We start from the raw sequence: 15,182 nt of genomic DNA, 5'->3' as shown, positions 1-15,182 counted from the left end.
CTCAGCCCGCAGCCGTTTCGGGACGCGGCATTTTGGTGAACAGCCTGAAGAAGTTCCCGGTGGTGATATCGGCGATCTCGGCCTCGCTGACGCCGATGGTCTCGGCGAGCACCTTGGCCGTGTTCGCCACATAGGCCGGTTCGTTGCGTTTGCCGCGATGCGGGACCGGCGCAAGGTAGGGCGCGTCGGTTTCGACCAGCAGCCGGTCGCGCGGGACGTCGGCGGCGATGGCGCGCAGTTCGGCGGAGTTCTTGAAGGTAAGGATGCCGGAGAAGGAGACATAGCCGCCCAGCGCCACGCCGACTTCAGCCAGCCTGCGTCCGGACGAAAAACAGTGCAGGATGAAGGGGAAGGCGCCCTTCCCTGTTTCGTCCTCGAGGATTGCCGCCATCTCCTCGTCGGCATCGCGCGCATGGATGACCAGCGGCAGACCGGTGCGGCGCGCGGCGGCGATGTGGGTGCGAAAACCCTGCGCCTGCGCATCGCGCGGCGCCTTGTCATAGTAATAATCGAGCCCGGCCTCGCCGATCGCCACCACCTTCGGATGGCCGGAAAGCCGCACCAGCTCGTCAGGGGTGACGTCGAGCTCTTCCGCCGCATTGTGCGGATGGGTGCCGACCGAGCAATAGACCTCGTTGAAAGATTCAGCAATTTCAAGGACCTGCTGAAAACGCTTCACGCGCGTCGAGATCGTCACCATTCGGCCGATCCCGGCGGCGAGAGCGCGGGCGACGATGGCCGTCCGCTCCTCGGCGAAGTCCGGGAAGTCGAGATGGCAATGGCTGTCGACCAGCATCAGCTATTGCCATCCTGCTCGACATAGCGCGGAAATACGCCCTCCGGCGTCGGCAAGGCAGTGCCTGGCTCCAGCGCGTGGTCGGCATGGACGTGCTCGAAAGCGCGGCTGTCAGCGGGCACGGCCAACAGGTCGAGCAGCTTGGCCGCCGATCCGGGAATGAAGGGCTGGCAAAGCAGCGTCACCCGGCGCACCAGCTCGGCCGTCGTCCACAGCACGGTTTCCATGCGCTCCGGATTGGTCTTGCGCAGCGCCCACGGCTCCTGAGAGGCGAAATAGCGGTCGGCTTCGGCAACAACGCTGAAGATCGCCGCCAGCGCCAGATGGATGCCCTGCTCCGCCATCGCCCGACGAGAAACGGCCAGCGCTTCGACCGCCTCGTCGAGGATCGCTGTATCGGCCTCGGTAAGGTCGCCGCGCGCCGGCACCTTGCCGCCGCAGTTCTTGGCAATCATCGACAGCGAGCGCTGCGCCAGATTGCCGAGGCCGTTGGCAAGATCGGCATTGGTGCGGTTGACGATCGCCTCATGGCTGTAATTGCCGTCCTGGCCGAACGGCACCTCGCGCAGGAAGAAATAGCGCACCTGGTCGACGCCGTAATGCTCGACCATGGTGAACGGGTCGATGACGTTGCCGACTGACTTCGACATCTTCTCGCCCCGGTTGAACAGGAAGCCATGGCCGAAGACGCGCTTTGGCAACGGGATTCCCGCCGACATCAGGAAGGCCGGCCAATAGACGGCGTGGAAGCGCACGATGTCCTTGCCGATGATGTGCGCATCGGCAGGCCAAAACCGCCATTTCTCATCGTTTTCATTGGGATAGCCGACGCCTGTGATGTAATTGGTCAAGGCGTCGACCCATACATACATCACGTGCTTTTCGTCGCCCGGCACCGGCACGCCCCAGTCGAAAGTGGTGCGCGAGACCGACAGATCCTTCAGCCCCGATTTGACGAAGCTCATCACTTCGTTGCGGCGCTCGGCCGGACCGATGAAATCGGGCTGGCTCTCGTAAAGCGCAATCAGTCTGTCCTGGTAGGCCGACAGCCGGAAGAAATAGCTTTCTTCCTCGACCCATTCCACCGGCGTTCCCTGCGGCCCGTAGCGGACATTGTCGGGGCGAACCTCGGTCTCCTCCTCGCCGTAATAGGCCTCGTCGCGCACCGAATACCAACCGGCATAGCCGCCCTTGTAGATGTCGCCATTGGCGGCCATCGCCTTCCAGATCGCTTGCGAGGACGCGTAATGCCGCTCCTCGGTGGTGCGGATGAAATCGTCGTTGGAAGCGTTGAGCGCGGTGGCCATGCGCCTGAACTCGGCCGAGTTGCGGTCGGCGAGCTCGCGCGCCGTGATGTCTTCCTTGCGGGCCGTCTGCAGCATCTTGATGCCGTGTTCGTCGGTGCCGGTCAGGAAGAAGACTTGCCTGCCGTCGAGGCGCTGGAAGCGGGCAAGCGCGTCGGTGGCAATCAGCTCATAGGCATGGCCGATATGCGGCTTGCCGTTTGGGTAGGAGATCGCGGTCGTGATGTAGAATGTGTCGCGTGACATGAATGAACCGTCATGAATATCTGAATGTGAGTTGTGGCGGTGGATATCGTATCGGAACGTCGATTGCCATCCCGAGGCCAATGCATGCCGCCCAAAACTGGGCCAACGGCATGCATCGAACGAGCCGTCACATTCGCATCGCAGAATTCAGGCGGTCGATCATGGTCAGGGCGTGCTGCTTCTTGTCGAGGTTGTAGGTCTCAGCCTCAGATATCGTGTTCAGCGCCTCGTGCCAAGCCTCGGACAGGGTTTTGGCCCGGGCGAGATCGCCGGCAAGCGCGGCGTCGCTGGCGGCGGTCGAAAGCAGGTCGAGCGCGCGACGGTTGAAGATGTCGAACTGGATTGCCTGATCGCGTCCCGCCACGGCTTCGGCAAGGCGATGGGCGCCGGCAATGTCGGGCTTCCTGGCCGCCACCAGCGTGTCGAGCGCGCCGGCGATCTCCAGCCCGCCATATTGGGTGAGCAGGATCGCGTTGCGGGCGCTGCCCCCTGCCCGCTCGGCGAGCGCCGCGCGCGCGCCCGGATCGTCCGGCGGCGGCGGCTCGACATTTTCCAGCACCGCCATCAGTTCGTCGGCGGCCAAAGGCGCCAGCCGCACCATCTGGCAGCGCGAGCGGATCGTCGGCAACAGGCTGCCCGGCGCATGCACCACCAGAATGAACAGGGTGCGCGCCGGCGGCTCTTCGAGATTCTTGAGCAAGGCATTTGCGGCGTTGGTGTTCATGTCGTCGGCCGGATCGACGATGACGACGCGGTAGCTGCCGTCATGCGAGGTCATCGACAGGAAGCGGCTGACCTTGCGGATCTCGTCGACGGTCAGCACCGTCTTGAAGCTCTTGGTCTTGTCATTGGCCGGACGGGTGAGGTGCAGCACCGAAGGATGCGCGCCGGTGGCGATCTGGCGAAACAGCGAGGAGGCCGGATCGGGAACGGCAAGCGTGTCGGGCGCCGTCTTGAAATCCGGATATCTCAGAAGATGATGCGCCATGTGGAACGCCAGCGTCGCCTTGCCGATGCCTTGGGGCCCGGCGAAAATCAGCGCATGCGGCAGCTTGCCGGTGCGGTAGGCGCTGGCAAGCATCCCTGCCGCCGTCGCGTGGCCGATCAGCCGCGGCGTTTCGGCGGGCTCGGGCACGCCGTCCAGCGTGTCGTGCTGTTCGGGGGCGATGCGTTCGAAGATCATGCCGGCGCCGTCTCAATCCTTTGCGCCGGCATCCGCTCTTCCAGCGCTGCGAAGACGGCGGCGGTGACGACGTTCTCCACCGTATCGGGATCGGCGGAGGCGTCGATGACGACGCAGCGCTCCGGTTCGGCCGCGGCGATGGCCAGGAAAGCCTCGCGCCGCCGCCGGTGGATGGCCAAAGTCTCCTTCTCGAAGCGATCGGCGGCGTCATCGGCGCCGCGCCGCGCGGCGGCCCGTTTCAGGCCTTCAGCGGGATCGATGTCGAAGATCAGCGTCATGTCGGGCATCATGCCGTTGATGGCCACCGCCTCCAGCGCCTTCATGAAATCGGCATCGAGCCCGCCGGTGACGCCCTGGTAGACGCGAGAGGAATCGATGAAACGGTCGCACAGCACGATCGAGCCGCGCTCGACCGCCGGCCGGATGACCTGCTCGACATGGTCGGAGCGCGCGGCGGCGAACAGGATCGCCTCCATCTTCGGGCCGAACGGCTCGGCCGCCCCGGACAGAAGCACATGCCTTACGGCTTCGGCGCCGGGCGATCCACCCGGTTCGCGGCTGACCAGGACCTCGTATTTCTTGGCGCGCATGCGCCGCGCCAGCCGCTCGATCTGCGTCGACTTGCCTGCTCCTTCGCCGCCCTCGAAGGTGATGAAAAATCCGCTCGCCAATCGAGACTGCCTTTGCCCGTGCTGGCCGCTGTCATAGCTCCCGTCCGACAAAAGGTCCACGAACTTGCCCGATCACAAATGTTTCTGCCGCAGCCAGCCGACAGCGAGTTCCTTGGCCGCGTCCAACGCGCGCTGCGGCAGCGTACCCACCTTCACCGATTCTGCGGCATAGAGCGGCGTCTGCTGGCTCAGCGTCTCGCCTATCCAAACGCGCAATTCCCCGACCGGTTGCCCCTCCTCGACCGGTGCCGACACCGGACCCTGGTAGACGATCCTGGCGGTCAGCTTGTCGCGGTTGGCTATCGGCAGAAAGATGTCCACGGGGCCTTTGGCTTTCAAGGCCAGGCCGGACTTGGCGCCGCCGAAAACCTGTGCTTCTCCGACCACCTCGTCCTTGGCGAAGATCTCGGTCTTCTGGAATGACCGCGAGCCCCATTCGAGCAGCTTGCGCGCCTCTTCGGAGCGCTCGCGGTCATTGGCCAATCCGCTGAGCGCGGCGATCACACGCGTGCCGTTGTGACTGACGGTGCCGACCAGGCCGAAGCCCGCCTGCTCGCTGGCACCTGCCACGAAGCCATCGGCCTCGATGCCCATGGCGATCAGCGGATTGCGGTTCCTCTGCGAGATCTTATTCCAGGTGAAGTCCGGCTGGCCGTAATAGTGGAAGAACTCCGGATAGTCGCGCCACAGATGCAGCGCCAGCATGGTCAGCTCCCGCACCGTCGTCTGCTGCCCGTCGGCCGGCAGGCCGGTCGAATTGACGAAGGTCGATTTCGAGAGGCCGAGCTGGCGGGCGCGATCGGTCATCTGCGCGGCGAAATTCGCTTCCGAGCCCGCCATTCCCTCGGCGAGCACGATACAGCCGTCATTGGCGGCCTGCACGGTGACGCCCTGGATCAAATCCTCGACGCGGACCTCGGATTTGAGCTTGGCGAACATGGTCGAGGTTCCGGACGGCGCGCCGCCGGTGCGCCAGGCGTTTTCGCTCACGACGAAAGTGTCGTCGAGCGTGATCCGCTTCGACTTGATGGCGTTGAAGACCATTTCCATCGTCATCAGCTTGGCCATTGAGGCCGGCGGGATTGGCTTGTCGGGGTCCTTGGCGAAGAGCACCGTGCCGGTGTCCGCATCGATCATGAACGCCTGCGCCGCCTTGGTCTCGAAGAGCTGCGCGCTCGCCGGGGCCGCGCAAAGCAACACCAGCGCCAATCCCAGAAGGCTGGCGAAAGGCAGAAAAATGCGGAACTGCATGAAATGTCGACCCGATCTGAGCAACCCGGAAAGCGCAGAGCCACTCCAGAATGCGCAAAGACTACCCCACGGCCAAGCTATCAGGGTTTTTCCGGCCGGATCAACGGGCAGCGCGAATTTGATCAGTTACGCACAACAAGCGCGTCCGGCGCGCCATGCGACCAGGCTGCCTGGAGCAGGTCGTCGACGCTGCCATGGCCGTCCGGATAGACATTGACCGCATACCAGTCATTGCCGTCGAGCTCGGTGCGCTGGATCTCGGTCCGGCCGAACGGCTCGAGCGCTGCGGCCACACGCTTTGCCTGCGCGGCCTCGTCGAAGGAACCGGCGGCGACATAGTCGGACGCAGGCGTCTGTAGCTCTCGGTTCGATTTCTTCCATGAACGCAGGATATCGGCCGGCGACATGCCGCCGGAATCGAGCGCGGCAAAGACATCGGCGCGCTCTACGCGCTCATCCGCGTAAGACAGGGAGGCCATGGCGAAGGGCGAGTTCGGCGGAAGCGTGAAATCCGGCCGTTCTGGGACGATTGGACCGAAATCCGGCAGCGCGACATCGCTGGCGCCCTGGACGGCGAATGCGGCCGGCTGCACGGCCGGCTGATCCGAAAGCCCCGGCTGCGCTGCAAAGGCCCGCCCCGAATTGGTCAACTCGCCCGGAAACGGCGCGGCGGCCGGAGACGCCGCGACCGGCATGCTCGGCGACGGGCCGTTCATGGCCACCATCACGCCGGTCGGCAGGCCGTCCGAAGGATCCGGCCGGTTGTTGCCGGGATGATAGGAGGCCACCAGATACTGGTCGTCATTGCCGTCGAGCGGCGCGCGGCCGACATACTCCACTTTGACCCTGGCCGTGCCGACCTTGGCATAGTCCAGCATCTGCGCCGCGCGTTCGGAAACGTCGATGATGCGGCCTTCGTGATAGGGGCCGCGGTCGTTAACGCGCACGATGACCGAACTGCCGGTCTCCAGATTGGTGACGCGGGCATAGCTCGGCAGCGGCATCGTCGGATGCGCCGCCGTCAGATGCGTCATGTCATAGACTTCGCCATTGGCGGTCAGACGACCATGAAACGCATCGCCGTACCAGGAAGCCAGGCCGACCTTGGCGTAGCCCTTGTCTTCCTTGGGATAGTACCACTTGCCACGCACTTGATAGGGCTTGCCGAGCTGGTCGCGGCCACCGCCGCGCCGCATGAACTGGACACGCGGGCTCGCCTTCACGCCATATTCGGATTCGGCGAAATATTCCTTGGAGCGGGCCTTCTTGTAGACCATCCCCTTCGGTTCGGGTTGCGAGGCGCAGGCAGCCAGCAGCAGGCCCGAAAGGGCGCACAGGGCGAAAGCAGAAGCGCGACGAAGACGCGGGCGCGTCAGGGTCTGCATGTCTCGATTGTCCCCTACCGTGCTGTCACCAGACGGGGCCAGAAGTCGCCCTCCAGGCCAACACCTTGATCCCCAATCCCTTTTGCACAGGAATTGCTTATCACGATGTTAATCGATTATGGCCGCAACAGGGCGAGATTGTGGCGAGACATAGGAACTGGGCGATGATCGAGCGGCCGTCGCGCCATAACCGACGCTTCAAAGCATCACCATGGCCACGATTGTCGGGCGTCGAGGTCGGCCCGACCGGGTTGCCGGTCTGTTATCGCGGCACCGACGACACGGTGGCGGCGACCTGCGAGAGCTTCTCGCGCTTCGTCAAAACAGGTTTCTCATAGATTTTCTTCATGATCTTCCCCTCTTGAAATACTACAGGTTCCAATTGGCCGCGTGTTGGCTGCATTGTCAATGCATGAACCGGCTAGCCGCCATCCCAAACACATTGGGCCATTCCCGCGATTGACAGATCTTTGCACAGCGCACTAGAGGATTGGGCGCTTGCGTTGCCGGCAGGGCTTTGAGGTCGGCAGGACGAAGCGCCTCGTGACGATCACGATGGAGGGATGGCCGAGCGGTTTAAGGCACCGGTCTTGAAAACCGGCGTGGGCGCAAGTTCACCGTGGGTTCGAATCCCACTCCCTCCGCCAAATACCGTTGAAAATTATAGAGTTTTTCAGATTTTGGTTACCTGATCCGCGAACCTACCCACAAACGCTGTATGGATTTAGTAAACGGGAGAAGGCGCTTTCGCCTAGCCGTTCAGATGCCACCGCAGCAGACCCTAGCTTAGCGTCAGCTTTACCGAGCCGCGTATTATGCCCGCCGCTATCAGCATTTCGCGCAGCAAATTTTCCAACTCGCGAGCCTGCCATATCGACGTTATCACCGGGATGTTCAAGCGCGATTTTTTGCCGGCGAGAATCGGTCTGCGCTCCTTTCCCTGGAATTGGTCCTCGGCATGAGCGCGGATAATCCACGCCATCATATCCGCGGCTTGGAGCGGCAACACGCGTTCCTCATTTTCGAAAACAGGCATATTGCCAATTGGCTTTTGCCGCCCCTGCAAAAGGGATCTGTAGCGAGCCCAATCCCTACGGACTTTCTTCTTTTCCATCATCTGGTCATCGAAAATGAAATTTACCGGACCTTTCAGCTCGAGCGCGTCTTGGCCATCGGCGAGCTTCAAAATCATCTGATAAAGAAGGAAATAGTATGGACTATGAAATTGCTGCGGTAGCTGGCTTCCTTTGATAATCCGACTGAAATCATCGACCATAACCGCAGCGACAACTCCCGCTTCGACGTGATCGGAAATTACATTTTGCAGCAACAAAATTCGCTCGTCACGCCGATCCTGTGACCAAGAGGCGAACTCGCCGACGCAATTCATTGCCTCGCTCATTTTGAAACGGCCAATGCGAGGCTTCATAGAGAGAATATCGGCCCAATCCGCCGAGAACCGCGTCCAGTTTTCGGCAGGGGCAATGAGGCCCGCCAAAACGTAGATTGCCGGATTGATCGACACGCTTTCATCAACGTAGGCTTGGAGCATTGATCGCCCCCCCCAGTTCGAACTCACCGCTAACTTCTAAAAACGGGTCTCCGCCCAATGGGCGTTAGCGGCCCGAATGTCCGCTTCTGATTTAGCCTCAGCTGTTTCTCGGAGAAATTTGACAAGTCTGTTAGCGTGTTTTTCGGCGTAATGCCGGCAGAAAATTCTATTCTTATCGCCGAGCGTTAATCCGTAATAATCTGACAGGGCCGGGATTTTGCTTGTCAGCGCCTGGAGCGACTTCCTCATAGGCAAATCTTGTCGCTGGCGCTCGACATGGCGCGCCCACTCCCACGCTACGAAATCTGCCGCGTGGAAGACACCTTCCATTTCCTCCTTGGGTGTCGCAATAAGTTTAACGAGAGAATATTGCTCCAAAACGTGTTTATATACAGGTTGCCTTTCCTTATTACTATTCAGGAATCGAATATAGTCAATAAATCCTCCTTGTCCATCATCTCCTGTTTCCAGAACATACGAGATATGATTTCTCTTCATTGCGCCATCATTCGCAAAATCTCCCAAGGCCCACATGCACATATGAATCATTGGGCCGTACTTTGTCCTAAATGCCCTATAGAGAAACTCATCAACAGCCTTTTCATTGTTGGAAAGCTTCGGAAATTTCTCCTCTATTGTGCTGTCATCATAGGATGTACAAACTATGTAGGAGGCGTTGTTCTTTATTATTTCGACTATGCCATGCATTATCTGTTTTTTTTTACGATCGTCTATGCCTTCGAAATCGCCTTTCCGGGCGTTCAGGTGGGTCATATGGAACGTGCGCCCGTCGAGCAGACGTTGCCATTGCTTGTTTGCTTTTTTTGCTCGGCCATAGCTGAATGCAACGGCGGCGACAGCGTAAATGCCTGAACCAGAACGACCTGCATCAATGCCAGCACGAAGCGCCAAGACTTTCACCGAATAACGATCACGGGATGAGCGCTGCTATCGACTCAGCCCAACAACAACGGCGTTCATTTCATGCTCTATTGCAATCACGCCGATAAAGGTCAACCAAGCGTGCCGCCCTGCTTATTAAACGTCGTTTTCTGAGGCGGTTTTGGAGGGTTGCTATGCCAAGGAAAATGCGCGTCATCGGACCATACTGAATTCTTGGTACTGTATTGCTGCATTCGCGCTTGGACCTCCCACGAAAGTGCAGAATAGTAATTAATCGCTTCTTCGGAAACCTCTGTTGGTTTTCTTGTTACAAATCCTATATCGGCTTGCCACATCCCCACAGTTTCATTGTTGTGGCTATACCAGTGGGCTTCATCGTGAATCAGCCTATTCCGAAAATCGCCGATTTTCATGAATGAATCGGCAAGTTTTTTGACCTTTTTGCTATCGGTAGGGTCTGCAATTTCCTGGGATAACCATTCCAGAAGCCGAGCGCGCGGATAATAGTTCGGGATGCTGGCAGTGACGGCACGTCCTGCCGTTTCGCTTAGTCCCGCCACGTGCCAAATGAGCCGGTTCATTTCCGATTCCATCGCGCTAAACCGGACGACGAATAGTCCAATGAGTGGGACAAGTTTATTGGGGATCACTGTTCCCGGAACGAAATCTGCCATGTGGCGCGCCTTAAATTGACAATCGAGAAAGACGTTTAAGGGCATAGGACGGCCAGGGCAAACCGCGTGGACACTTTTTAGCGAGCCGGCCCCGTGGTGTTCCAGCGGATGAATTCGGCGTCCTTGCCGGTGATTTCCTTTACCGCCCGCAACAGCGCTTCATGCAACCCTCGCGTGGCCCGGTAATGATCGCAGTGCGGCGATATAAGCGGCCCGGTGATGCTGAGATGCAGCGCCTCCGCTGCGGCCAGGAACCGCCTCAGCTTTGATTCCGATAATTGCTTGGGCTTGTTGCGCCTGACCAAATCGCGATCTCCCACGAGAAATCGCCCCATCTAGGGGGCGCCGACGCGCGCCCAGCATTCCCCTTTCCGGCCAAGCCTCGGCGATACCGCCAGGCCGAGAAAGACCATCACCGCCTGATTGAGCCGAACCATATCCTCGTCGTCGAGCCGCCCGATCCGGTCGCCGACCTTCGACTTCGGAACCGAGGTGATCTTGTCCACCATCAGCCGGGAAGGAGAGCGCAGCCCGTTGCTCTCGTTCGGCTCACCGGAAGCCGAAATAACGGCGCATCGGTCGGGTCCGTGGTGAAGGCGCAGACCGTGATCGAATCCGTGGCGTCAAAGCTGTCATCCTGCACGATGACGACCGGGCGCGGCTTGCCCGCATAGTCCCTGCCGCCGGATACGGTCCAGACCTCGCCCCGCCTCATTCATCGTCCCAGTCGGATACCGCGTCTATGAACGCCTGATCCTCGGCCGCACGGGCGCTCGCGGCCACCGCCGCCGACTGTCGGTGCGCCTCGGACTTAAATGACGCGGCGCGCACGTCCGGCACCCAAATCTGGATGGGCCGCAGGCCCTGGGCGCGTAGCCGCTCCCGATGTTCCTGCACCTTCACACGCGTGGATTTCGCGCTTCTTGCCGATGCCATGAGTCATTTTCCGCAATGGTTACATGTAGCCTATCATGGACTACGCGTTGCGACCGGCCTTTTCGCGACCTCCAGAAGAGGCGCAAGTCCGACTGGTTCAGTTGCCTGAAATCCGTAGCTTCCGGCATCGACGAGACAGACATTCCACGCAAATTAATGAGCCCGCAGCTTGCGGCGATCAAGGGTTGCAGACGGTGCAATCGTTGGAAGCGATGCGGCGCTGGCGACCGACAGCGGTAAACCACCGTTTATTTGATTTATCGGATAAAATATGCTGCTTGTCGCGCCCATGAAAAAGCTCTGCCTGATGGTTCTGGCGTCGCTGACGCCGGTCTTGCCGGCCAAGGCGATGGACAATGCCTTGCGCGCCGGCCTGATGAAACTCGATCCGCAGACCCGCCTCGAACAGCGCTGTGACGCCGAGGTGCTCGACCGGATCAGCCACGACGATCGCAACTACAAGGCCGACCGCGTCGTGGCCTACGCCTTCGCCACGCCGCAGATGAGCGCCGATGCCATCAAGAGCTCGGGCGCCGCCTTCCGCAGCAATGGCCAATGGTACCGGCTGAAGTTCAAATGCCAGACCGCGCCGGACCATATGCAAGTGCTGCAGTTCCGCTACAAGATCGGCGACGAGATTCCGGAATCCGACTGGGCCAAATATAACCTCTACGACTAGAGCAATACCAGGGAAAGTGCGTAGCGGTTTCCCGTCCGGAATTGCGTCAAAACAAAGAGATAGAGCGGTTCGCCGTTTCCGTGAAACGGTGAAACGCTCTAGTTTTCGGCCTCGCCAGCTTGCCGGCGACCACCCTAATTCCATCAGGGCCTACGCCGCCGGCCTTGTTTTCCGGCGATGTCCAACCCTGCGTCTTGACGCCGATGGACCGTGCCTTTAGGCCCGTCCCGGTAAAGGGCTACGCTCATTTCAGGCAAGGATTTCTAGTCGATGGAAATATTCACTGCCGCAGGCCTTTCGGCTCTCCTCCAGGTCGTTGCAATCGATCTCGCGCTTGCCGGCGACAACGCAATTGTGATCGGCCTTGCGGCAGCCGGCCTTCCCGTCGATCAGCGCAAGCGCGCCATCCTGGTCGGCATCGCGGCAGCCACCGTCCTGCGCATTGTCTTTGCCCTGATCACGCAATGGCTGCTGAGCATCGGCCCGATGCTGCTCATTGCCGGCGGGCTCCTGCTTCTGTGGGTATGCTGGAAGATGTGGCGCGAGCTGCGCGTCAGCCACGAGGATGAGCGCGACGCGACAGAAGCGCTGTCGAACGGCGATTATAACGGCAAAATCGCCGGAAAAGGCCCGCGCAAGACCTTCTCGCAGGCTGCCTGGCAGATCGTCATCGCCGACGTCTCGATGTCGCTCGACAACGTGCTCGCCGTCGCCGGCGCAGCCATGAAGCATCCCACGGTGCTGATCATCGGACTGGTCCTTTCGATCGCGCTGATGGGCTTTGCCGCATCCTTCGTCGCGCGCCTGCTGCACAAATACCGCTGGATCGCCTATGTCGGCCTGCTGATCATCCTCTATGTCGCGGTGAACATGCTTCTGGGAGGCGCCGTGCAGCAATTTCCCGACCATTTTGCTTTCCTGGCGCCCTGGTTCGGATCGGACGGCCACTGACGCTCTTTCAAGGCGAGCATCTGCCGCATCGCCTCTTGTCGTGGCCGACTGGCAGGTTTGCTTCTGTGCCGAAGCGTGCTATTGCGCCGCGCGAAATGGCTCAAAGCCGCGCGCCGTAGATCGATCTTCGGAGCTGAAGCTCCTCGATCTCGCCCTCATCTCTTGGAAAACAAATTTATGTCCGCCCCACGCGTCAGTTTCGTCAGTCTTGGATGCCCGAAGGCGCTCGTCGATTCCGAGCGCATCATCACGCGGCTGCGCGCCGAGGGCTACGAGATCGCACGCAAGCATGACGGCGCCGACCTCGTCGTCGTCAACACTTGCGGCTTTCTCGATTCCGCCCGCGACGAATCGCTCAACGCCATCGGCTCCGCGCTTTCCGAAAACGGCCGCGTCATCGTCACCGGCTGCCTCGGCGCCGAGCCGGAGGTCATCCGCGAAAAGCATCCCAACGTGTTGGCGATCACCGGCCCGCAGGCCTATGAAAGCGTGATGGCGGCGGTGCACGAGGCGGCTCCGCCAAGCCACGATCCCTATGTCGACCTGTTGCCGCCGCAGGGCGTGAAGCTGACGCCGCGCCACTACGCCTATCTGAAGATTTCCGAGGGCTGCAACAACCGCTGCACCTTCTGCATCATTCCGGCACTGCGCGGCGATCTCGTCTCGCGCCCGGCCGCAGACGTGCTGCGCGAAGCCGAAAAGCTCGCCAAGGCCGGCGTCAAGGAGATCCTGGTCATCTCGCAGGACACCAGCGCCTACGGCATCGACATCAAGTACCAGACGTCGATGTTTGGCGATCGCGAGGTGCGGGCGAAATTCCTCGACCTCGCCGAGGAGCTCGGTAAGCTCGGCATCTGGATACGCATGCATTATGTGTACCCCTACCCGCATGTCGCCGACGTCATTCCGCTGATGGCGGACGGAAAGATCCTCCCCTATCTCGACATTCCCTTCCAGCACGCCTCGCCACAGGTGCTGAAGAACATGCGACGCCCCGCGCATGGCGAAAAGACGCTGGACCGCATCCGCGGCTGGCGCGAGGTCTGCCCGGATCTCGCCATCCGCTCGACTTTCATCGTCGGCTTCCCCGGCGAGACCGAGGACGATTTCGAGATGCTGCTCGACTGGCTGGACGAAGCCAGGATCGACCGCGCCGGCTGTTTCAAATATGAGCCGGTCAAGGGCGCGCGCTCCAACGACCTCGGGCTGGAGCAGGTGCCGCAGGAGGTCAAGGAAGCGCGCTGGCACCGCTTCATGCAGCGCCAACAGAAGATCTCGGCAACGCAGCTCGCCAAGAAAATCGGCAAGCGCCTGCCGGTGCTGATCGACGAGGCGCATGGCACATCCGGCAAAGGCCGCACCAAATACGACGCGCCGGAGATCGACGGCTCCGTGCACATCCAGTCGCGGCGGCCGCTGCGTGCCGGCGAGATCGTCACGGTCAAGATCGACCGCGCCGATGCTTATGACCTCTACGGCTCGGCCGTCTGACGGCCCACGCGGACCCACGCAGCATAAAAAAGGGCGCCTGCGGCGCCCTTTTTCTTTCGGCTCAGCGATTTGCCGCTTACTGCGGCAGCTTGTCGTCGATGCCCTTGACGTAGAAATTCATGCCGAGCAGCGTGCCGTCGTCGGCGACCTCGCCGTCCTTCAGCCAGGGCGAACCATCCTGCTTGGAGACAGGTCCGGTGAAGGGGTTCCAGCCGCCGGCGATCTTCTTCTCGGTCGCCTCGGCCATCGCCTTCACGTCGTCAGCCATGTTGGTGTAGGGGGCGAGCTTGACGGCGCCGTCCTTGATGCCGAGCCAGACATTGTCAGGCTTCCAGGTGCCGTCGAGCGCCGCCTGGACGCGGCTGATGTAATACGGGCCCCATTCGTCGGTCAGCGAGGTCAGCTGCGCGTGCGGTGCAAACTTGATCATGTCGGACGACTGGCCGAAGCCGTGCAGCTTGCGCTCCTCCGCGACCTGCAGAGCGGCGGTCGAATCGGTGTGCTGGACGATGATATCGGCGCCCTGGTCGAACAGCGCCTTGGCGGCGTCGGCTTCCTTGCCGGGATCGAACCAGGAATTCACCCACACGATCTTCACCTTGAAGTCGGGATTGACCGACTGCGCGCCGAGCATGAAGGAGTTGATGCCCATCACCACTTCCGGGATCGGGAAGGAAACGATGTAGCCGGCGAGGCCCTTCTTCGATTCCTTGGCTGCGATCTGGCCGAGCACATAGCGGCCTTCATAGAAGCGGGCGTTGTAGATGCCGAGATTGTCGCCGGTCTTGAAACCGGTGGCATGCTCGAACATAACCTTGGGAAACTTCTTGGCGACCTTCACTTCGGCATCCATGAAGCCGAAGGAGGTGCCGAAGATGATCTTGCACTTCTCGCGCGCCAGGCGCTCGAAAGCGCGGTCGGCGTCCGGGCCTTCCGAGACGTTTTCGAGATAGGCGGTCTCGACCTTGTCGCCGAGCGCCTTCTCGACTTCGAGCCGGCCCTGGTCGTGCTGATAGGAGTAGCCGAAGTCGCCGATCGGACCCGTATAGACCCAGCAGGCCTTGAGCTTGTCGGCGGCCTGGGCGGTTGCCGCCAGGGACAGGGCCGCGGCCGTGGTCATCAACGCAATAAGCAGTTTTTTCATTGTGTTACCTCTCTGA

16 protein-coding genes, 1 tRNA gene and 1 pseudogene are annotated in these 15,182 nt (G+C 60.9%); 5 read left to right on the top strand and 13 right to left on the bottom strand.

The annotated features are described in order from the left end of the window. Window position 1: 1 nt before the first annotated feature. The 6 genes from LB520_RS20760 to LB520_RS20735 form a co-directional block, all read right to left on the bottom strand. Window positions 2–796, bottom strand: a complete 795-nt coding sequence (locus LB520_RS20760) for a TatD family hydrolase (protein ID WP_224638878.1) — start codon at window positions 794–796, stop codon at window positions 2–4. Then, window positions 796–2,346, bottom strand: coding sequence for a methionine--tRNA ligase (metG, locus tag LB520_RS20755; protein ID WP_224638876.1), 1,551 nt, complete (start codon window positions 2,344–2,346; stop codon window positions 796–798). Before metG ends, LB520_RS20760 begins: the two co-directional genes overlap by 1 nt. A gap of 127 nt (window positions 2,347–2,473) precedes the next feature. After that, the gene (locus LB520_RS20750; RefSeq protein WP_140843365.1) at window positions 2,474–3,529 is read right to left on the bottom strand and encodes a DNA polymerase III subunit delta'; all 1,056 of its coding nucleotides are present in this window, start codon (window positions 3,527–3,529) and stop codon (window positions 2,474–2,476) included. Then, window positions 3,526–4,200 (bottom strand): dTMP kinase, encoded by a 675-nt coding sequence (gene tmk, locus LB520_RS20745; protein WP_140843363.1) that lies wholly within the window; start codon window positions 4,198–4,200, stop codon window positions 3,526–3,528. Before tmk ends, LB520_RS20750 begins: the two co-directional genes overlap by 4 nt. Before the next feature lie 72 nt (window positions 4,201–4,272). Next, window positions 4,273–5,451 carry a D-alanyl-D-alanine carboxypeptidase family protein gene (locus LB520_RS20740; RefSeq protein ID WP_140843361.1) on the bottom strand — a complete coding sequence of 393 codons (1,179 nt, stop codon included), beginning with the start codon at window positions 5,449–5,451 and terminating at the stop codon, window positions 4,273–4,275. 122 nt (window positions 5,452–5,573) lie between these two features. Further along, a complete protein-coding gene (locus LB520_RS20735; protein WP_140843359.1) occupies window positions 5,574–6,836 on the bottom strand; it encodes a septal ring lytic transglycosylase RlpA family protein in 1,263 nt (420 codons plus the stop codon). Window positions 6,837–7,000: 164 nt separating this feature from the next. Here LB520_RS20735 and LB520_RS20730 point away from each other — a divergent pair, with 164 nt between their 5' ends. Together LB520_RS20730 and LB520_RS20725 are read left to right on the top strand one after the other, a co-directional pair. Continuing rightward, on the top strand, window positions 7,001–7,174 hold the full coding sequence (locus tag LB520_RS20730; RefSeq protein ID WP_181174819.1) for a hypothetical protein: 174 nt from the start codon (window positions 7,001–7,003) through the stop codon (window positions 7,172–7,174). Window positions 7,175–7,393: 219 nt separating this feature from the next. Then, window positions 7,394–7,483, top strand: a tRNA-Ser gene (locus LB520_RS20725). Window positions 7,484–7,617: 134 nt separating this feature from the next. Here the strand turns inward: LB520_RS20725 and LB520_RS20720 are convergent. The 6 genes and pseudogenes from LB520_RS20720 to LB520_RS20695 all read right to left on the bottom strand — a co-directional run bounded on the left by LB520_RS20720 (window position 7,618) and on the right by LB520_RS20695 (window position 10,901). Beyond that, window positions 7,618–8,388: a DUF3800 domain-containing protein gene (locus tag LB520_RS20720; RefSeq protein ID WP_140843357.1), complete on the bottom strand. Its 771-nt coding sequence runs from the start codon at window positions 8,386–8,388 to the stop codon at window positions 7,618–7,620. A gap of 36 nt (window positions 8,389–8,424) precedes the next feature. Continuing rightward, the gene (locus LB520_RS20715; protein WP_224628249.1) at window positions 8,425–9,300 is read right to left on the bottom strand and encodes a hypothetical protein; all 876 of its coding nucleotides are present in this window, start codon (window positions 9,298–9,300) and stop codon (window positions 8,425–8,427) included. 101 nt (window positions 9,301–9,401) lie between these two features. Next, entirely contained in the window at window positions 9,402–9,965 is a 564-nt protein-coding gene (locus LB520_RS20710) for a hypothetical protein (RefSeq protein ID WP_224628252.1), read from the bottom strand. Between the two features lie 77 nt (window positions 9,966–10,042). Beyond that, a complete protein-coding gene (locus tag LB520_RS20705) occupies window positions 10,043–10,270 on the bottom strand; it encodes a hypothetical protein (protein ID WP_224628254.1) in 228 nt (75 codons plus the stop codon). A gap of 30 nt (window positions 10,271–10,300) precedes the next feature. Continuing rightward, window positions 10,301–10,680: pseudogene (locus tag LB520_RS20700) on the bottom strand (type II toxin-antitoxin system PemK/MazF family toxin). Further along, window positions 10,677–10,901, bottom strand: a complete 225-nt coding sequence (locus tag LB520_RS20695) for an antitoxin MazE family protein (RefSeq protein ID WP_140843349.1) — start codon at window positions 10,899–10,901, stop codon at window positions 10,677–10,679. Before LB520_RS20695 ends, LB520_RS20700 begins: the two are co-directional and overlap by 4 nt. Before the next feature lie 271 nt (window positions 10,902–11,172). On the opposite strand from LB520_RS20695, the gene LB520_RS20690 reads away from it, so the two are divergent. From LB520_RS20690 to rimO, 3 genes are all read left to right on the top strand, one after another. Then, entirely contained in the window at window positions 11,173–11,580 is a 408-nt protein-coding gene (locus tag LB520_RS20690; protein ID WP_181174818.1) for a DUF930 domain-containing protein, read from the top strand. 270 nt (window positions 11,581–11,850) lie between these two features. Next, window positions 11,851–12,531 (top strand): TerC family protein, encoded by a 681-nt coding sequence (locus LB520_RS20685; RefSeq protein ID WP_140843347.1) that lies wholly within the window; start codon window positions 11,851–11,853, stop codon window positions 12,529–12,531. A 177-nt stretch (window positions 12,532–12,708) separates the two neighbouring features. Further along, window positions 12,709–14,022 carry a 30S ribosomal protein S12 methylthiotransferase RimO gene (rimO, locus tag LB520_RS20680; RefSeq protein ID WP_140843345.1) on the top strand — a complete coding sequence of 438 codons (1,314 nt, stop codon included), beginning with the start codon at window positions 12,709–12,711 and terminating at the stop codon, window positions 14,020–14,022. Window positions 14,023–14,098: 76 nt separating this feature from the next. Here the strand turns inward: rimO and LB520_RS20675 are convergent, their stop codons facing one another. Further along, window positions 14,099–15,166, bottom strand: coding sequence for a BMP family ABC transporter substrate-binding protein (locus tag LB520_RS20675; protein ID WP_140700241.1), 1,068 nt, complete (start codon window positions 15,164–15,166; stop codon window positions 14,099–14,101). Window positions 15,167–15,182: the final 16 nt, after the last annotated feature.

Source organism: Mesorhizobium sp. CA12 (assembly GCF_020165255.1).
GTDB lineage: Bacteria > Pseudomonadota > Alphaproteobacteria > Rhizobiales > Rhizobiaceae > Mesorhizobium.
This window is presented reverse-complemented; position numbering and strand designations above follow the sequence as displayed.

Excerpts from the sequence above, each read along its gene's own strand:
- LB520_RS20710 (WP_224628252.1), bottom strand. The coding sequence starts at position 9,965 with ATGGCAGATTTCGTTCCGGGAACAGTGATCCCCAATAAACTTGTCCCA.
- LB520_RS20730 (WP_181174819.1), top strand. The coding sequence starts at position 7,001 with ATGATCGAGCGGCCGTCGCGCCATAACCGACGCTTCAAAGCATCACCA.
- LB520_RS20690 (WP_181174818.1), top strand. The coding sequence starts at position 11,173 with ATGCTGCTTGTCGCGCCCATGAAAAAGCTCTGCCTGATGGTTCTGGCG.
- LB520_RS20760 (WP_224638878.1), bottom strand. The coding sequence starts at position 796 with ATGCTGGTCGACAGCCATTGCCATCTCGACTTCCCGGACTTCGCCGAG.
- LB520_RS20675 (WP_140700241.1), bottom strand. The coding sequence starts at position 15,166 with ATGAAAAAACTGCTTATTGCGTTGATGACCACGGCCGCGGCCCTGTCC.
- rimO (WP_140843345.1), top strand. The coding sequence starts at position 12,709 with ATGTCCGCCCCACGCGTCAGTTTCGTCAGTCTTGGATGCCCGAAGGCG.
- LB520_RS20685 (WP_140843347.1), top strand. The coding sequence starts at position 11,851 with ATGGAAATATTCACTGCCGCAGGCCTTTCGGCTCTCCTCCAGGTCGTT.
- LB520_RS20720 (WP_140843357.1), bottom strand. The coding sequence starts at position 8,388 with ATGCTCCAAGCCTACGTTGATGAAAGCGTGTCGATCAATCCGGCAATC.
- LB520_RS20735 (WP_140843359.1), bottom strand. The coding sequence starts at position 6,836 with ATGCAGACCCTGACGCGCCCGCGTCTTCGTCGCGCTTCTGCTTTCGCC.
- LB520_RS20740 (WP_140843361.1), bottom strand. The coding sequence starts at position 5,451 with ATGCAGTTCCGCATTTTTCTGCCTTTCGCCAGCCTTCTGGGATTGGCG.
- LB520_RS20695 (WP_140843349.1), bottom strand. The coding sequence starts at position 10,901 with ATGGCATCGGCAAGAAGCGCGAAATCCACGCGTGTGAAGGTGCAGGAA.
- metG (WP_224638876.1), bottom strand. The coding sequence starts at position 2,346 with ATGTCACGCGACACATTCTACATCACGACCGCGATCTCCTACCCAAAC.
- LB520_RS20750 (WP_140843365.1), bottom strand. The coding sequence starts at position 3,529 with ATGATCTTCGAACGCATCGCCCCCGAACAGCACGACACGCTGGACGGC.